The sequence below is a fragment of the Prevotella sp. tf2-5 genome (assembly GCF_900115435.1).
Classification (GTDB): Bacteria; Bacteroidota; Bacteroidia; order Bacteroidales; family Bacteroidaceae; genus Prevotella.
In genome coordinates, this window is the sequence record NZ_FOWK01000001.1 from 360513 (window position 1) to 379845 (window position 19333).

The following is a 19333-nucleotide window of genomic DNA, read 5'->3' on the forward strand; positions in this document are numbered from 1 at the left end:
CATGAAATATTATTTAGTTTCCGCCCTCTTCGCATTGCAGACAGTAGTTGCAGAGGCACAAGACCGGCTTTATGCCAATGAATTTCCACTGGGTGACATTACCCTACTCGACAGTCCGTTGAAACGGGCACGTGACCTGAACATCAAGACGCTTCTGCAATACGACTGCGACCGTCTGCTGGCACCATATCTGAAAGAAGCCGGACTTACTCCCAAAGGGAAATCATATCCTAACTGGGATGGTCTCGATGGTCATGTGGGTGGTCACTATCTGACAGCTATGGCTATCAATGCTGCCACTGGCGACAAAGAATGCCAAAAGCGCATGGACTATTTTATCAGTGAGCTGCAGGCATGTGCCGATGCCAATGCCAAGAACCACCCTGCCTGGGGAAAGGGGTATGTGGGTGGTGTACCTGGCAGTGACCGTGTGTGGGGAAACTTCAAGAAGGGAGATTTCAGTGCGTATTACGGCTCATGGGTGCCTTTCTATAATATTCATAAGATGTATGCCGGACTACGTGACGCATGGCTTTATTGCGGCAATGAACAGGCAAGGCTGTTGTTTCTTGGTTTCTGTGACTGGGCAATTGACCTAACAGCGGGGCTTTCCGATGCCCAGATGGAGCATATCCTCGATACCGAGCACGGAGGAATGAACGAGGTTCTTGCTGATGCCTATGCCATCACCGGTGAGCAGAAATACCTTCATGCAGCACGCAGGTTCTCACACCGCCGTCTGCTTAACCCGTTGATGCAACGTCGCGATTGTCTGGATAATATGCATGCCAACACCCAAGTGCCTAAGGTAATAGGTTTTGAGCGTATTGCCGAGCTGGGTGGTGACGAAGCATACCATACAGCAGGTGCTTTTTTCTGGGATATCGTCACTGGTGAACGCTCACTGGCTTTCGGTGGTAACAGCCGCAGAGAACATTTCCCGAGCAAAGAGGCGTGCAAGGATTTCGTGGAGGACATCGACGGACCAGAGAGTTGTAATACCAATAACATGCTGAAACTCACTGAAGACCTGCACCGCCGTAATCCTGAGGCACGCTTTGCCGATTTCTACGAGTTGGCGATGTTTAACCATATCCTCTCCACCCAGCACCCAGAGCATGGCGGTTATGTGTATTTCACCTCTGCCCGTCCTCGTCATTATCGTAATTACTCAGCACCCAATGAGGCAATGTGGTGCTGCGTGGGAACAGGTATGGAGAATCATGGTAAATACGGACAGTTTGTATATACCCATAAGGAGGATGCCCTGTTCGTAAACCTCTTCGTAGCCTCTGAGCTAAACTGGAAGGAGAAAGGTATTCAGCTCCGTCAGGAGACAGGTTTCCCCTATGCGGAAACAAGTCGTATAACCATCACACAGGGCAAGGGTAAGTTTGCCATGCAGGTACGTTATCCAGGCTGGGTAAAACCTGGAAAGTTTACTGTTAAGGTAAATGGTCAACCTGTCAGCGTCATTACAGGACCATCATCGTATGTCACCATCGACCGCCAGTGGAAGAAAGGTGATGTGATAGATATCCAATTCCCCATGCATAACAGCGTGAAGTATCTGCCGAACCTGACACAGTATATTGCACTGATGCATGGTCCTATCATGCTGGCAATGAAAACAGGGACAGAGGACCTTGCCATGCTGATTGCCGACGACAGCCGCTTCGGTCAGTTGGCTGTTGGCAAGAAACTGCCTATCGACCAGGCTCCTATCCTTATTAACAACGATATCGAGAACATTGCCGACCAGTTGCAACCTGTTGCCGGCAAACCACTACACTTCACACTCTCCACCAAGATGGTTAACGAGATTCGTAACGAGCTGATCCCATTCTTTGAGTTACATGACGCACGTTATATGATGTACTGGCTGGCTCTCTCAGAAGATAACTACAAAGGATATCTCGACAATCTGGCAAGACAAGAGAAAGAACGTCAGGAACTGGAGAACCGTACCGTTGACAAGGTACAGCCTGGTGAGCAACAGCCAGAGAGTGACCACTTCATGGAGACCGACGAGTCATTCAAGGGCAACACGAATGATGTGTTCTACCGTGATGCCAAAGACGGTCATTACTTCAGTTATCTGATGCAAACAGGCGGAAAGACCAACCTGTGTTTACGTCTGAAATACTGGGGTGTCGGCGAGTGGAAGAGTCATGAGTTCGACATCTTCGTCGACGATGTTCTGGTGAGATCAGTGAATAACACAGGTAAGTACCGTATCTCTGAGTTCAAATATGAGACCTACGACCTGCCCGCAGATGTGTTAAAGGGAAAATCCCAGATACGCGTCAAGTTTGTCGCTAAGCCCCAAAAGCAGATTGGTGAGATTTATGGTGTGCGACTGGTGGAGTCCTTGGCGAACTGACCGAAATAGCCGAGACACACATCACGCCATTCTTTGGCATTCTTCACCTGAATCTGAAGGCGCTCATCGACCTCACGCCAACGCTGCTCATCAACATAAGCGCGCATCTTGTTGTGCCAGAGGTTCTCGTAAGTCTCCGTCATAATGACACCTTGGTTATAGTGATACTGTAATGATTCCCACAGCGTGGAACCGTCTTTCATCTTATAGTTCCAAGGGACATGATGGAACCACAATAGTAAGTTCTCAGGACAGGTCTCTACCTTATCATACATAGAGGCATAAGGTTCACGGTATTGGCTCACAGCATCCGTCCCCGTAGAGGAACGGTCGAAGCCAATACCGTTCTTGTCTGCCTTATGATAATAGACAGGACACCACTCCAAGGGATATTCCGCTTTGAAGCCATCAGGCTCAGGACCATAGTGATGGTCGAACTTGAAGATGTGATGCAGACCAAGTGGCATCATGTAGTTGACACACGTCTCACGACTCTCCTCCATAACGGTAGACATGAGGAAAACGAAGTTCTCATCAATGGAGAAAGTCTGCTCCAGCCACTCCCTGGCAATCTTCTCCGACGACAAAGAAGGATCCCACGCCAGTCTTCCGAAAGCATACCAGTTAGCCTGTGAGAAATGATGTCCGCACCAGTTCGTATCCTTTCCGATATTCGCCACCCCGGCAATACCTGCCAACCAGTTGGGCTCCACATACTGGAAGAACTCTTTCCACATGGGAGCGAGGTAGACTAGATGGAGAGATTGTCCCAGGTACTCCTGCGTGATTTGCAATTCCACCATATTAGGAGTCTTGCTGATCTGGTCGAAGACAGGACTATATGCCTCTCGGGGCTGGAAGTCCAAAGGACCGTTCTTCGTCTGCAGGATGACATTCTTATGGAATTTACCATCCAGCGGTTTGAACTCCGAGACAGCCTGTTTCACACGGTCCTCCCCCTTATGGTTGGCGCCATAGACGAAACAACGCCACATCACGATACCCTGATAAGGCTCCAAAGCCTCAGCCAACATATTGGCACCATCGGCATGCGTACGGTGGTAGTCACCAGGTCCCGGTTGTCCCTCGCTGTTAGCTTTCACGAGGAAACCGCCAAAATCAGGAATCAGTTTATAGATTTCCTTAGCTTTGCCTTTCCACCATTTACGTACACTCGCATCCTTAGGATCTGCCGTTGTCGTCTGTCCCAGTGCCATCGGTGTAGCGAAATTGATAGAGAGGAAGACACGGATACCATAAGGACGAAGGATATCCGCGATTTTCTTCACCTCTTTCAGATAGGGCTTTGTCAGCATCTTCGGTGAGGCATTGACGTTATTGAGCACAGAACCGTTGATTCCAATGGACGCATTGGCACGAGCATAGTCACGGATGAGTTGTTCATCCAGCTTGAACCACTCAAAGATACTCTCTCCCGCATAGCCACGTTCGATAGAACCGTCAAGGTTATCCCAGTGGTTGAGCAGACGCAACTTGAACTTAGGCTCCTGCTTCTCGTCTTTGACAGGCATGTCCGTAGCCTGCAGTCGAAGAGCCTCGTATGCCCCATAGAGGAGTCCGATATCATGACGTGCCGTGATAGTCAGCTGGTCATCATTCCCGTTCATGACAAAGCCCTCGTTATCAGGCATGGAAGGATCGAGTCGCAATATCACATGCGAGCCCTGATAATATTTCTCCAACTCCCCCTGGGCAATACTGATAGTTGGTGAACCGGCAGGAGCCTCTACCAATGCGGTATGGACAGGGTTATACCTCAGCCAAAGACGATGACCGTCTTCTGCCTTTGCAAATGATACTGTGACAATGACTAAAACAGACAATAATAGTTTTTTCATATCTTTTTTGTTTTTTCTTGATGATTCGTTGTTTCCTCTGATTCCTCCGTAGTATTGACATGATGCATCATCGCATAGTCTTTCGGATTCATACCAAAATATCTCTTGAACACAATAGAGAAATGCGCCTGAGTGTTGAAGCCTACGGCATAGGCAACTTGTGAGACATTGATTTTCTGCTCTTTGATAAGTCGTGCCCCCTGTTCCATTCGGATATTCCTCAGGAACTCACCTGGAGTAATCCCGACCATTTTCTTCATCTTACGATGGAGGTGTGCGCGACTGACACCAATGATCTTCGCAAGCTGCTCAGTATCGAACTCAGAATCATCCAAATGCTCATTAATGCAGTTCACCACTTTATCCATCAGGATCTCGTCGTTCCCTTTCACCTCTACATCCTCCACTTTCTCCTCTTTTAATGAAACGACAGAGTATTTCCCTTTCAACCGTCTGACATTATCTACCAGATTGTCAATCAGGATATGCAGTTCCTCCATAGCGAAAGGTTTGGCAAGGAAAGCATCCGCACCTTTCTTCAACCCTTCCAGACGGAAGGACACTTCCGACTTAGACGTCAGCAGGATGACCGGGATGTCACTGATCTTAGGATTAGACTTAATGGCACGCAGCAAGGAGATACCATCCATGACAGGCATCATCACATCAGTAATGACAAGGTCATACTGATTGGTGATCAGTTTCTTCAGTCCCTCCTTTCCATTGGAGGCATAGTAGAAGCGATACCATTCCTGTAGCTCATGATGGATATACTTTCCTATTTCCTCATCATCGTCAACTATTAATACCTTGAAATTGCGAGAGGCACGTTGTTTCTTAGGATGGGTGCCATATTCCGCTTTCTGTCTCCCTTCGATCTCCTCCGGTTTCAGGTGCTTTTTACCCATGGGCAACAGGATGGTCAGTATCGCACCAGAAGTACCGTCCGTCCGATTGGCAGCACTGATTTTTCCTCCGTGCATCTCTGTCAGGGCACGACAGAGGTTCAGTCCTATACCCGTTCCGTCGATATGCAGGTCGTTAGAGTGCTTACCTTGATAGAAACGTTCGAAAAACCGTTCTGTCTTGTCATCCTCGAAACCCACCCCGCTGTCGATGACCTCGATGGCTACCTGCTTAACATCAGTCCGTTGACTAAGACGGACGATGACCTCACCATTGTCGAAAGTATATTTGAAAGCATTCGACAAGAGGTTGGAGATCACTTTATCAAATTGCGTATGGTCAATCCATGCTTTGACAGGTTCTTCCGGATACTCGAAGCGGAAGTTGATATTACGTTGTTGTGCGTTATATTCATAAAACTTGAAGATACCACGGATAAAAGCCGTCAAGTCAGTCTCCTTACAGGAGAGCCTCATTTGTTTCTTGTCAATCTTACGCTCATCCAGTATCTGGTTGACCAGCAGTAGCAATCGGTTGGCGTTCTTGTCGATAGTATTGAGGTCGACCTGGCTCTCCGTGTCTGTCAGTCGTTTTTTCAACTTCTCCAGAGGTCCCATAATCATGGTGAGCGGAGAGCGGATGTCATGGGTGGCGTTGATGAGGAAGCGCATCTTCGACTCCTCCAAGTCACGACGACGTTGTCTCTCGACATTAAAAACGATTAGAGCCAGGAAACCCATGATGATTGCCATATAGATCAGGTATGCCCACCACGACTTATACCAAGGTTTCAATACTATGATATGAAGGGTATGTACATCTTCACTGAAGATACCATTGCTGCTGGCTCTCACCTCCATGAAATACTGACCGGGAGGCAGTTGCGTGAAAGTGATCTGGTTAGCCCCCTCGTTCGTCTGCATCCATGTAGGGCTCCCGTTGACACGATATTGGAAGACGATATTGTCCGTATTCTGATAGTCGAGCAAGGAGAACTCCAGCGTAAAAGTGTTGTCGGCATACTCTAACTGGAAATAGTCCTCCAAGGGATTCAGTGAGTGTCCGTTGCAGAAGAAGCGTGTGAGATATACCTTCCCCAGATGATACTGTCGGTTGTTGATATCCTGAGGACGGAAAGTGGTGATGCCATCTGCGGTACCGAAGAAGATACGGTCGTCGCTGCGATGGAGTGCTGCACCGAGGATATACTCTTTCGCCATCAACCCATTGTCTCCAATATAACCGATTGGTTGTTTGCGTTTATCTGAATATTGCCAGATACCATTTGTCGTTGATATCCATATTTCCCCTTGACTATCCCTCACCATGGAGCATATCATCCTGTCATTGAGAAGCTGGGCTTTAGGGTCCTCCTTCACCTGATTGGTCTTCCAGCTATAGCGGTAGAGTCCAGACTCAGTACCTATGAGCATATCCCCGTTTTGTGTCTCACAGACAGAATAGCACTGCAGTCCTTCGAGCAATGCGTTCCATCCCCTGCTGTTGAAGACAAGACCTTCAGGGTTCATCATGGATATACCATTGGTCGTCGCTATCCACAGCATCCCCCGTGAGTCGAAAGTCATTGCCTTGATCCAGTCGTTACAAAGATAGCCCTCACTGCGATGCGTCTGTTGCATACTGACCATCTGTGTCTCATGGGTATGGGTATCATAGATGCAGAGTCCCATTCCGAAGACACAGATATAGAGTCGCCCTTGTCCGTCGTCTACCATACAGTTCAGCCCTCGTCCGTCAAAAGTCTTCTCCATGACAGCCTGTCTCGTCGCAGGATGAAACCTGTAGAGTGTGTTCTCCGTCGTCAGCCAGTATTGCCCCAGGCGGTCCCGGTACATAATACGCGTACCACCTGGCGAGGCAGGATGCTCTATAATATGCCCCATCTCGTTGAGACGATAGATTCCGTTATTCTGTACCGTACACCAGATATCCTCCCCTTCTCCCTGTACGACAGATGCCACATTACCACCTGTCACATAATGCTGATTAGAGAAGCTCCATGAGTTAAAGGAAGCCTTTTGTTTGGAGATGAGGAGGAGTCCTTTGTTGTAGAATGCTGCCCATAAGTTATGATCTTTGTCCTCTATGACATCCACCACATTGGCAGAAGTCATGTCGATCCTAGCGGTGACGTTCTCAATGCGCTGCATGCGGCGCTCCCCTTTGGGGATGACCATCAGTCCGCAACCGGCAGTGGCAAAGTAGATATTCCCCTGGCTGTCCATCGTCACCCCCTCGATACTCACATTACGATCCAGCAGTGTGAGGTCAAAGTCTGCCCTCTGTAGCTCCCCCGTCTCATAGTTATAGCTCATAATCCCATACATACACACGATCAGCATCTCCTTAGGGGAGTATTCGATATAGCCCACAGGATGTCCGCATTCCGACTGATAGTCACGCAGGGATGCCGTCTTCTTGTTCTTAAGGGTATAGCGGGTGATGGTGGGGATATGACTGCTACGCCAGAGATTACCGTTTCGGTCGATATGGATACGGCTGCAGAAATCGTCTATATGCCGTTGACAGAACAGTTCCTCATAGTGGATATCCTCACTCCCCTTTTTCAAGGAGAAGAGACCATAGCCTGCTGTTCCTATCAACAAGTCTCCCGTGGCAGACTCTATCAGTGAGTTGACACGAGGGGATCTGTTGTCCGGGAATTGATAACGCTTAAAACAGTCATGCTCATAATCATAGCGTGCCAGTCCCTTGGAGCCACCGACCCATAGGTTGCCACTCTTATCGACGAACAAAGACGCGACCTCATTGTCGGAGATGGTCGTAGAGTCTTTTCTGTTATGATGATAAGCGGTATAGCGGTAACCGTCAAATTTATTCAGGCCATACTCCGTACCGATCCAGAGATAGCCGTAGCGATCCTGACAGATACAGGTTATCAAGCCACTCGACAGTTTGTCTGGCGTATAGAGATGACCAATGTCTGCCATACCTCTCATACAGAAGAGAAGCATGGCAGACAGTAATAGTTGATGATATAAGTTCCTCATGTAATGATGCTAGTATGGTTTCTATTACTACCTTTTCAACAGGTTCAGTTTCTCCTTCGGAGCCAGCACATTGCTCACCTGCTCAGTATATGCTGTCAGGCTCGTTGTGACATTTGTCCTGATGTCACGGCTGGACGCACCGATCTCGAAGACATATTGTCCTGCCTCGACGAGCCAGCGGCTGTTAGCCTCGTCAAAAGAGGCAAGGTCGCGCTTCGCCATCTGGATGGTCAGTGTCTGACTCTCTCCCGGTTTCAGCTCACGGGTCTTGGCGAATCCCTTCAGCTCGTGACAAGGTTTCTCTATCGTTCCCTTGGGGGCAGCGACATACACCTGTGCGATCTCCTTGCCAGCCACCTTTCCTGTATTCTTGACCGTCACACTGACTGTGATATTGTCACCACTGACCTTCACGGCAGGCTTGCTGTACTCAAAGGTTGTATAACTCAGACCATAACCGAAAGGATAGGCGACGCTCTTGTCGAAACTGTCGAAATAGCGGTAGCCCACATAGATATCCTCCTCATGGTTGGTATAGTCGTGACCGGGAATCTGGGCACCCCATCCCAATGCCTCACGGAAAGTGTAGTTGTCCATCTCCTGTGGGAAATTCTTCGTGGACGGATGGTCAGTAGCAGAGATTGGCCATGTCATCGTCAGTTTGCCAGAAGGATTGACCTTACCCGTCAACAGGTCGGCAATGGAGTTTCCACCCTCCTCACCGGGCTGCCAGGCACAGAGGATAGCATCCACACGGTCACGCCATGACGCAGTCTCCATCACAGAGCCACTATTGATAATGACGATGACGGGTTTGCCAAGCGGACGGAACTGGTCGCTGACACGTGCTATCATGTCCTTTTCCGTAGTAGTGAGGTTGAACTCTCCCTCTATCTCACGGTCCAGTCCCTCACCAGCCTGTCGCCCGATAGTGATAATAGCGGCATCCGCCTCTTTCACCTCATGGGCTATGCAGCGGTTAGAGATCTCTATCTCCTCAACTTTCGGCGTACCGGTATCCAGGAACCACATGATGGGGTTCTTGTCGGCTCTCAGTTTCAGACGGGCATATTTCACATAACTCTGATAGATATCCGTCAACTGCGGGGTCGTCTGAACACCCACATTCCTCAAACCTTCCACCATATCGACCACATAGGGAACATTCACGGCACCGGATCCCAAACCACCGGACATGAAGTCGTAACTGTTGACACCAAACAATGCCACCGTCTTGAGGTTGCGGATGGGAAGCACCCCGTCGTTCTTCAAAAGTACCATACCTTCTGTCGAACTTTGACGGGTAATCTGGGCATGCGCTTTTAGGTCAGGACGATTAGAGAACTTATAGCCACGGAAACGAGGAGTCTTGACAATATACTCCAGCATACGGCGCACGTTACGGTCGACATCCTCTATCTTCACGGTACCGTCCTTCACGCCTTTGACAATATCCTCTGCCTGTTCCGCATACCCCGGCATCATCAGGTCATTGCCTGCCGTCACCTCAGTTGTGGTGAGCAGTCCCTTACGCTTGCCAATCCAGTCAGTCATGACAATTCCCTTGAATCCCCAGTCTTTCCTGAGGATATCCGTCAGCAGGTCCTTATTGCCTTGTGCGAACTCCCCGTTTACCTTATTATAAGCGGACATCAGTGTCCATGGGTTACTCTTGCGCACCATGATCTCAAAACCACGAAGGTAAAGTTCACGTGCCGCACGCTGACTGACACGCTCATCGACACTGGTACGGTCTGTCTCCTGTGAGTTGACAGCGAAGTGCTTGGCAGAGACACCAACACCCTGACTCTGGATGCCAAGGGTCATCGCCGTACCGATCAGTCCTGTCAAGATCGGGTCCTCAGAATAATACTCAAAATTACGACCGCATAAGGGAGAGCGATGCAGGTTCATACCTGGACCAAGGATAACATCACATCCATACTCCAACGTCTCATTACCAATCGCCTCACCCACCTGTTGCACCAGATCGGTGTTCCATGTGGAAGCAAGGCAGGTACCGATAGGAAATCCTGTTGCGGCATAGGAGTGAGGGTCGTTCTCACGCTTGGCGTCAATATGTACGCCGGCAGGTCCGTCACTCAACACGGTGGCAGGAATACCCAGCCGCTCAATAGCCACGGTGATACCTGCTGCGCCGGCAACCAGTCTTTTCTGGTGTCCCAGCATGGCTCCTGACCCTGTGAAAGAGTCATTACCTCCACCTACCAATAGTTGTGCTTTCTCCTCCAGTGTCATTGCCTTCAGTACCTCGTCGATATTGTCGGCTCTCAATTTGGGTTGTGCATTTGCTGTTGTCATAGTCATACTGGCTATCATGCCAAATAATAGTACTTTCCCTGTTTTCATAATGTTTGGATTCTTTGCTGTTTCGTTAGTGTCTTGCAAAGATAGTGTTTTTTACGCAAGTAGCCAAATTTCATATTATATTTTTACCACCATTGCCTGTAGTTTGAAAAAAAAAGTGTACCTTTGACTTTGTCGAAGGTACTTTCGTTTGAAAGAAAAAATAAATGAATTTATTTTGTTCTTTACTCACTTATTCGTACCTTTGCACCCAAATTTCAAAGTATTAATAATTTAGAATAAGATTATGGCAAAGAAAGCATTACTCATGATTCTCGACGGATGGGGAATCGGTAAGCATGGCAAGGGTGACGTGATCTATAACACGCCGACTCCGTATCTCGATTTGTTAACAGCCACTTCGGCTCACTCCCAACTGATGGCATCTGGTGAGGATGTCGGTCTGCCCGACGGACAGATGGGTAACTCGGAGGTCGGTCACCTCAATATCGGTGCCGGACGCATCGTCTATCAGGACCTCGTGAAGATCAACCGCGCCTGCAAGGACGGCTCTATCCTGGAGAACCCGCAGGTGAAGGCTGCCTACAGCTATGCCAAGGAGAATAACAAGAAACTGCACCTGATGGGTCTGACCTCTGATGGTGGCGTACACTCCAGCCTCGACCATCTGTTCAAGCTCATCGAGATTGGTAAGACATACGGTCTGAAGAACCAGGTGTTCGTACATTGCTATATGGACGGTCGTGACACGGACCCACGCTCTGGCAAGGGCTTCATCGAGCAGGTCAGCAAGGTATGTGCCGACAATGATGCCGCTATCGCCTCTATCGTCGGTCGTTTCTATGCGATGGACCGTGACAAGCGCTGGGAGCGTGTGAAGGAGGGTTACGACCTCATCGTCAACGGCACCGGCAAGCAGGCTACGGATATGGTTGCCGCCATGCAGGAGAGCTATGACGAGGGTGTGACGGACGAGTTCATCAAACCGATCCACAATGCTTCTGTCAACGGCTGCATCGAGGAGGGTGATGTCGTTATCTTCATCAATTTCCGTAACGACCGTGCCAAGGAGATGACCATCGCACTGACCCAGGAGGATATGCCGGAGCAGGGCATGAAGACGATTCCTAACCTGCAGTACTACTGTATGACCCCATACGACGCTAACTTCAAGGGTGTTCATATCCTCTTCCCCAAGGAGAACGTGGAGGACACCTTAGGTGAGTACCTCTCCAAGCAGGGTAAGAAACAGCTGCACACTGCCGAGACAGAGAAATACGCACACGTCACCTTCTTCTTCAACGGTGGTCGTGAGGCTCCTTACGAGGGTGAGGACCGTATCCTGGTTCCTTCTCCGAAGGTGGCTACCTACGACCTGAAGCCTGAGATGAGTGCCTATGAGGTCAAGGACAAGCTCGTCGCCGCCATCAATGAGAACAAGTACGACTTCATCGTCGTCAACTTCGCCAATGGTGATATGGTGGGACACACTGGTGTCTATAATGCCATCGCCAAGGCTGTATGGGCTGTCGACAACTGCGTCCGTGAGGTCATCGAGGCTGCCAAGGCTAATGACTACGAGGCGATCATCATTGCCGACCACGGTAATGCCGATAACGCCATCAACGCCGACGGCACTCCCAATACCGCTCACTCCCTGAACCCCGTTCCGTTCATCTATGTGACCAACAACAACAGTGCTACTGTGAAGGACGGTCGTCTTGCCGACGTGGCTCCCTCTATCCTCCATATCATGGGCTTGGAGCAACCTGCAGACATGACGGGTGAGTGCTTGATTTCGGACAATTAAGCTTCTCCGATATGATTCATAAAAAAAGGTCGAGAATTCGACCTTTTTTTTGTTACCTTATTTCTCCTTCCTTCTTTTTTATTTCTCGAGAATCTTTTTGCCATTTACGATGTAAACACCCTTCGTCGGATTCATGACACGACGACCGTTGAGGTCATAGTATACATCACTTCTTCCATCTTCCATCTTCCATCTTCCATTTTTCAATTCTTCCACCCCTGTAGTACCCTTGGGAGTGACGGTAGTGCCAGGCTTGACGACGATGTCGAGTAATTTGAAGAGAGGGAATAACGGATATTTATAATCTATCGATATGACGAGATGGAGGTCTGTCGGCTCCTTGATCTTCTCCAGGTCATACGACAGATTAGGTGTTCCGTCCCCATCCTCACCTGGTTTTAATGATAATGAGGAAAGATGGTTGAGATTAAAGTCGCCATACACACTGTCGTCTGTACCTACTCTTGACACAATGGAGTAATCGAAGGGACGGCTGTCGTTATTCTTGAAATATAATGTACATGTGAAGGCTTTCGTCAGGTCACTCTCACCAGCCTTGTACTCCACCTTGTAGTCCGTCAACTGGATGTCATAGTAGTGAGGCTCCTTATCGATGGGCACCACGGCTGTCGCCAGACCCTCGTCTGCTTCATGTACACATAAGCGTACCTCCATATCACCCTTGGAGGGAACCATAAGGGGACAGCGTAGCGTAGTCTTTTCCTTGGGCTGTAATATCAGGTATGTCTTTGACTTATCATAGTCGTTTGCCATCTTAAAATCTTCTTCCCCCATTCTTCCTGCCTTGAGTAATGTCTGTGCGCAGAACATCACATCGCCTTGGTTCTCTACCTCCACCACCAGTGTACACTCGTCCAGAGGAGCTTGGTTGTCACCCTCTAAATAGGCGTTGGTGATTTTCAGCTTCGCGTCGAAGAAGAAAGACATCTTCGAGTCTTTGACATGAACACCCCAATAGTCCCTGTCAGAGCCTAATTGGTGCCAGGTGTCCCCTGCATCGCCAGACTTCCTGTAGAAAGCATACAGTTGATAGGTGCCGTCGGGAAGCGTGAGATTCTTCAATTCAAGACCTGCCACATCAGTTCCCCCTGAGGAAACTTCTATATACTCTTTCAAGGTCTGTTTCAATGAGATGGTGCCGTCGGTATTCTTGGTGCCCAGGGCTATGTCATATATCATTTCGTCACACGCCATATCGATACAAAAGACGGGGGCCTTCAGACTTTCTCTGGTGACGTATGGGAATCCTCGCAGTTGGAGACCGCTGGTTATATCAGGGAGTGTCTCCTCATTGGCGGGTCTTGGCTTGGCACCTACGACAATTCTCTGTGTAGAGATATATCCTGTTGGTAATTTGTCGGGGTCAGGGTTCATCACATCGATGGCGTAATAGTTGTCACTACCGCCGTCCCATCCCCAGTTGACGTGGAACATACCGTTGCCGTCATATCCGTCGATAACAAAGGAATGACCGCCATCACTAGAGGACGCTCCCATACAGACAGGGCGTTTCTGGTTCAGTTCGTCCCAGATGAGTTTCTTCCAACTCTCGAGTGTATAACCTTCACGTTGGACGGAATGAACGGTTTTCGAGTATCCAAAATAGTATCTCAGGGCATTGGCGATTTCTTCTGTAAGAGAAGCGGAAGTAGAAACACCATACTTCATGCTGACGGACTGTCCGCAGTAGCGCATCAGCTCGGCGACAGCCTGCCGTTGTTCCTCCGTGCCAGGGTTCTCCTTGGTGTAGGTTGGCAGCATCTTGTCCCACTTGAAGGTGGTGGCGGGCAGACCTTTTACTGCGGCACTTTCAGTAATTGATAATAAATAACTATAAGCCGGGATGACAGTGGTAGCCGTTTGGGGCCACTGATGATAGTACAACAACTGCGCCATAGCAGTAGCGACACAGCCCGTTACCGCGTGGACACCACCAGTGATTGGTGTCTGCAGGTTATAAGGCTCATCTTGTCCCCAACGGGTCTTGATGAGCGGCTCGATGGCTGTCATGCCGGGATCACTCACTGCCGTTGAGGTGACGACGGCATCGCCCAGCTGTCTGATCTGTTCGGCATAGCCTTGCAGCCAGCCTCGCATATTGTCAGGTATCCTGCTGGCATCGAAGCTTCCTGTCAGACTATATCCCAGTACGGGCAGCGTGCGGTCGTCCGCCGAGGCTATCACATAGCCGCCGCCCTCGATATTGAAGACGTAGAGCTCGGGGATCCCCGTCTCTGCCGCCCTCATGCTGACCTGCTGCATGGTGCGGCGAGATGTCGTCTGACTGTTGTTTGTCACCTGGAGCATAAACTGACGAGCCTGCTCCAATGCCTGCTGCTCACTGATCTCCGCTGCCGGGAGCATCATGCTCGACAGAAGTAGCCATAATGTCGTGTAGAGATATCTTGTATTCTTCATTTCAGAGGTCAAAGGTACAAACTTTTCTTAACACCACAAACTTTTTGAACAAAAAAACCGCACGATCTTCACAGACCATGCGGGAAGCAATAGCCATTAAAATTTAAATATATAAAAAAAACTACTCATTTATTTCTCATTAATTTCTCACCGTAAATTACGGGTTCATGTCAGGGAAGAAGTCCGTTGGCGACAGGACATCAAGAGGATCGGAGAACGGGTCAAGTTCTCGCGAGTACTGGATGGGCGACTCTGTTTCAGTGAGACTCATGGTCAGCATCGGCTGATGAACGTTCAACTGAACGGTCTCCATCGTCGGTTTAATATATAATCTTTTCATAATTTTTACATTATTACATTTTTACATTTTACTTCACTACGACTTTTGAGCCATTTACGATGTAAATGCCCTTCGTCGGATTCATGACACGACGACCGTTGAGGTCATAGTATACATCACTTCTTCCATCTTCCATCTTATATCTTCCATCAATACCTGTCACCTCGCCTAAGATGTCAAGGAACTCACGGCTGCTGTTAGCTGGAATCTTGAAGAATGCCTTGTTAGCGCCCAGTGTCGCACCGGAATACTTGTAGAACGAGAGCTTGGAGGCCTGATAGCTCAGCACATAGTAATCGGAGCCCGATTCCTTCGCCGTCTCCGCATCAACACCCTCAAGGTCATTGTCGGAATAGTCATCCTCGCTGCCAGCGGCGCATGGTGTCAACTCAACAGGCTCGGCAGTCGTCTTCTTCAGGAGAACGGCTTGTCCTGCGGTGATCACCTTGTCGGTGATCTCGGTCAGGGTAACGGTAGTGCCACTCAGCGTCGCCTTGTAGACCGTCGTATTATTGTCAGCCTTCAGATGAGCGGCACTGTTATAATAGCTCGACCAGTATTCCTCTCCTGCAACCTTTGTTTCCGCTTCTGGAGCCAAGTCGCCCACAAAGTCGACATTGACGTCAGTAAACGCACTCCAAGGATCCGCGTCAGTCACATGACATTTCGTGGCTTTTCCATCCTTAAAGTCATTACATCCACTTTCGTTCCACGTCAAAGCGTCAGGGTCGGCATAGCAATAGACATCTGTGACATTAGTACATAGATAGAACGCATCATCTCCTATATAGGTCACACCACTGCCGATGGTGACGGTTGTCAGACCAGTGCAGCCCTGGAAGGCATTCATACCTATGTTCGTCACGCTGGCAGGAATGGTGACGGTCGTCAGACCAGTACAATAAAAGAAAGCACCATCGCCAATGGCCGTCACATCATCAGGGATGAAAGAGCTATTACATCCGGCTATCAATGTGTTGCTCTTTTTTTCTATAATCGCATTACAGCCGTTGCGAGAGTCATAGACCGTATTATCTGCTTCCACAGTCATTGTTACTAAGTTGCTGCAACCATCGAAGGCATAATCACCGATACTCGTCACGCTGGCGGGGATATTGATAGATGTCAGACCAGTACCATCGAAGGCTGCCTCACCGATGGTCTCCAACTTCGAACCTGAATCAAAAGTTACGGTCGTCAGACCAGTGCAGGAAATGAAGGCATTCGTACCTATGCTCGTCACGCTGGCTGGGATGGTGACAGAATTCAAGCTTTTACAACTACCGAAGACTTCTATACCGATGGTCTCCAACTTCGCACCTGAGGCAAAAGTGACCGTAGCCAAATCAGAGCATTCTTGGAAGGCAAAATCATCGATGGTCGTCACGCTGGCAGGAATCTCAATCGATGTCAGACCAGTGCTAGCGAAGGCTGCATCGTCGATGGTCTCCAACTTCGAACCTGTAGCAAAAGTGACGGTAGCCAAATCAGAGCATTCTTGGAAGGCTGCCTCTCCGATGGTCGTCACACCGGCAGGGATTTCAATCGAAGTCAGACCAGTGCAATAATAGAAGGCATAATCGCCGATGCTCGTCACGCTGGAAGGGATGGTAACTGATGTCAGACCTGAGCAATCACTGAAGGCACTGCTGCCGATGCTCGTCACGCTGGCAGGGATGGTGACGGTCGTCAGACTAGCACAATACCCGAAGGCATTATGACCGATGCTCGTCACGCCATCCTCAATAACTATCTTCTCAACTTCTGCAACATAAGCTATCCAAGGGCGCTCATCTGGATCATTATAAGACGGAATCGCTGTGCCGCTGAAGGTCAGCGTCTTGGTGGCTGCGTCGTAATTCCAAGTGAGAGGCACGTAAGGTTTGTCGCTGAAAATACCATTGACTTTGCCAGTAAACTTGGCTATCCAAGGAGCCGCGTCAGCAACTTGTATAATGGTGGAGCCGTCATACTTAAAGTCATCACAGCCATTTTCGTCCCACTCCAACTTTTCCGGGTCGGCATTGCAATAAACGACTTCGACATTCTTGCAATTAAAGAACGCATCACTTCCTATATAGGTCACACCACTGCCGATGGTGACGGTCGTCAGACCACCGCAACCTTCGAAGGCTCTTTTGCCGATGCGCGTCACACCCGCAGGGATGGTGACGGTCGTCAGACTAATGCAACCCTCGAAAGCATTGTCACCGATATTCGTCACATCATCAGGAATTTTAGTATTTTTACATCCGACTATCAATGTGTTGGTCTCTTTTTCTATAATCGCATTACAGCCGTTGCGAGAGTCATATTTCGTATTACCGGCATCCACCATCATTGTTGCTAAGTTACTGCAACCAGCGAAGGCAGCATAGCCGATGCTCGTCAAACTGGCAGGGATGGTGACGGTCGTCAGACCAATGCAATCATAGAAGGCATACTTACCGATGCCCCTCACGCCCTCATTAATAACGATATTCTCAACTTCTGAAACATAATCTATCCAAGGGCGTTTATCCGAATCATTACAAGAAGGGATAGCCTCTGTGCCGCTGAAGGTCAGCGTCTTGGTGCCTGCGTCGTAATTCCAACTGAAAGGTACGGTAGAGGGATCTCTGAAAATACCATGGACCACACTACCAAACTTCGTATACCAAGGAGCTGCGTCAGCAACATTGATAATGGTGGTGCCGTCAGGTTTAAAGTCATCACAGCCACTTTCATCCCACGTCAACTTTGTAGGGTCAGCATTGCAATAAACGACTTCGACATTCTTGCAATCATAGAACGCATCATATCCTATATAGGTCACACCACTACCGATGGTGACGGTCGTCATACCAGTGCAATCATAGAAGGCATAATTGCCGATGCTCGTCACATCATCCTCAATTACTATATTCTCAACTTCTGCAACATAAGCTATCCAAGGGCGCTCATCCGGATCATTATAAGAAGGAATCATTGTGCCGCTGAAGGTCAGCGTCTTGGTGCCTGCGTCGTAATTCCAAGTGAGAGGCACGTAAGGTTTGTCACTGAAAGTACCATTGACCACATCAGTAAACTTGGCAATCCAAGGAGCCGCGTCAGCAACTTTGATAATGGTGGAGCCGTTATACTTAAAGTCATCACAGCCATCTTCTTCCCACTCCAACTTTTCCGGGTCGGCATTGCAATAAACGACTTCGACCTTCGTGCAATTAAAGAACGCATCACGTCCTATATAGGTCACACCACTGCCGATGGTGACGGTCGTCATACCAGTGCAACTCTCGAAGGCATAAATGCCGATGCTCGTCACGCCATCAGGGATGGTGACTGATGTCAGACCAACGCAGCCCTGGAAGGCATCATCGCCGATGCTCGTCACATCATCAGGAATTTTAGTATTTTTACATCCGAATATCATTGTATTGCTCTCTTTTTCAATAATCGCATTACAGCCGTTGCGAGAGTCATAGACCGTATTACCGGTTTCCACTGTCATTGTTGCTAAGTTGCTGCAACCATCGAAGGCATAATCACCGATGCTCGTCACACTGGCAGGGATGGTGATGGTCGTCAGACCATCGCAACCCAGAAAGGAATTCTCGCCGATGCTCGTCACATCGCCAGGGATGGTTGAGCCATTACATCCGATTATCAATGTGTTGCTCTCTTTTTCTATAATCGCATTACAACTATTGCGAGAGTCATAAACCGTATTACCTGCTTCCACTGTCATTGTTGCTAAGTTACTGCAATTAGCGAAGGCACCAACACTAATGCTCGTCACACTGGCTGGGATGGTGACTGATGTCAAACTAGAGCAAGACCGGAAGGCATCATAACCGATGCTCGTCACACCACTGCCGATGGTGACTGATGTCAAACCAAGGCAACCATAGAAGACACCAACACCAATGCTCGTCACACTGGCAGGGATGGCGACTGATGTCAGACCTTCGCAATAATCGAAGGCACAATCACCGATGCTCGTCACACCATCCTCGATAATGACAGTTTCGATCTCTGTCGCATAACTATCCCATGGACGTTCGGAAGGATTGGGATAATCCGCCATGGCACCCGTGCCACTGATGGTGAGGGTGTGAGTAGACTCCTCGTAGGAGTAAGAAACATCAGTTCCGCACGACCCACTGTCGTCCGCCCACGCGCCCGTCACTGCCGTCAGCAGGAGGGCAAAAGTTAAGAGTAGTTTTACTTTCATAAATATAATTGTTTTAATGGTTT

The 19333-nt window shown here is 49.0% G+C and carries 8 protein-coding genes; 2 read left to right on the forward strand and 6 right to left on the reverse strand.

The features are described from left to right. The first annotated feature begins 1 nt into the window (after window position 1). Window positions 2-2383, forward strand: a complete 2382-nt coding sequence (locus BM257_RS01435) for a glycoside hydrolase family 127 protein (RefSeq protein WP_092067489.1) — start codon at window positions 2-4, stop codon at window positions 2381-2383. Here BM257_RS01435 and BM257_RS01440 read toward each other — a convergent pair. The 3 genes from BM257_RS01440 to BM257_RS01450 form a co-directional block, all read right to left on the reverse strand. Continuing rightward, complete coding sequence (locus BM257_RS01440; protein WP_092067491.1) at window positions 2347-4242, reverse strand: alpha-glucuronidase; 1896 nt, start codon at window positions 4240-4242, stop codon at window positions 2347-2349. The two genes, BM257_RS01435 and BM257_RS01440, sit on opposite strands and share 37 nt — an antisense overlap. After that, a complete protein-coding gene (locus BM257_RS01445) occupies window positions 4239-8120 on the reverse strand; it encodes a hybrid sensor histidine kinase/response regulator transcription factor (protein WP_177215974.1) in 3882 nt (1293 codons plus the stop codon). The genes BM257_RS01440 and BM257_RS01445 overlap by 4 nt, the downstream gene beginning before the upstream one ends. Window positions 8121-8207: 87 nt before the next feature. Continuing rightward, window positions 8208-10550: a glycoside hydrolase family 3 C-terminal domain-containing protein gene (locus tag BM257_RS01450; protein WP_092067495.1), complete on the reverse strand. Its 2343-nt coding sequence runs from the start codon at window positions 10548-10550 to the stop codon at window positions 8208-8210. A 244-nt stretch (window positions 10551-10794) separates the two neighbouring features. Between BM257_RS01450 and gpmI the strand changes: the two genes are divergently transcribed. Continuing rightward, window positions 10795-12318: a 2,3-bisphosphoglycerate-independent phosphoglycerate mutase gene (gene gpmI / locus BM257_RS01455; protein WP_092067497.1), complete on the forward strand. Its 1524-nt coding sequence runs from the start codon at window positions 10795-10797 to the stop codon at window positions 12316-12318. A 78-nt stretch (window positions 12319-12396) separates the two neighbouring features. Here the strand turns inward: gpmI and BM257_RS01460 are convergent, their stop codons facing one another. From BM257_RS01460 to BM257_RS01465, 3 genes are all read right to left on the reverse strand, one after another. After that, complete coding sequence (locus BM257_RS01460; RefSeq protein WP_092067499.1) at window positions 12397-14757, reverse strand: C10 family peptidase; 2361 nt, start codon at window positions 14755-14757, stop codon at window positions 12397-12399. Between the two features lie 157 nt (window positions 14758-14914). Continuing rightward, the gene (locus tag BM257_RS14490; protein ID WP_143096700.1) at window positions 14915-15097 is read right to left on the reverse strand and encodes a hypothetical protein; all 183 of its coding nucleotides are present in this window, start codon (window positions 15095-15097) and stop codon (window positions 14915-14917) included. Window positions 15098-15125: 28 nt separating this feature from the next. Next, window positions 15126-19310, reverse strand: coding sequence for a leucine-rich repeat domain-containing protein (locus BM257_RS01465; RefSeq protein WP_092067501.1), 4185 nt, complete (start codon window positions 19308-19310; stop codon window positions 15126-15128). Window positions 19311-19333: the final 23 nt, after the last annotated feature.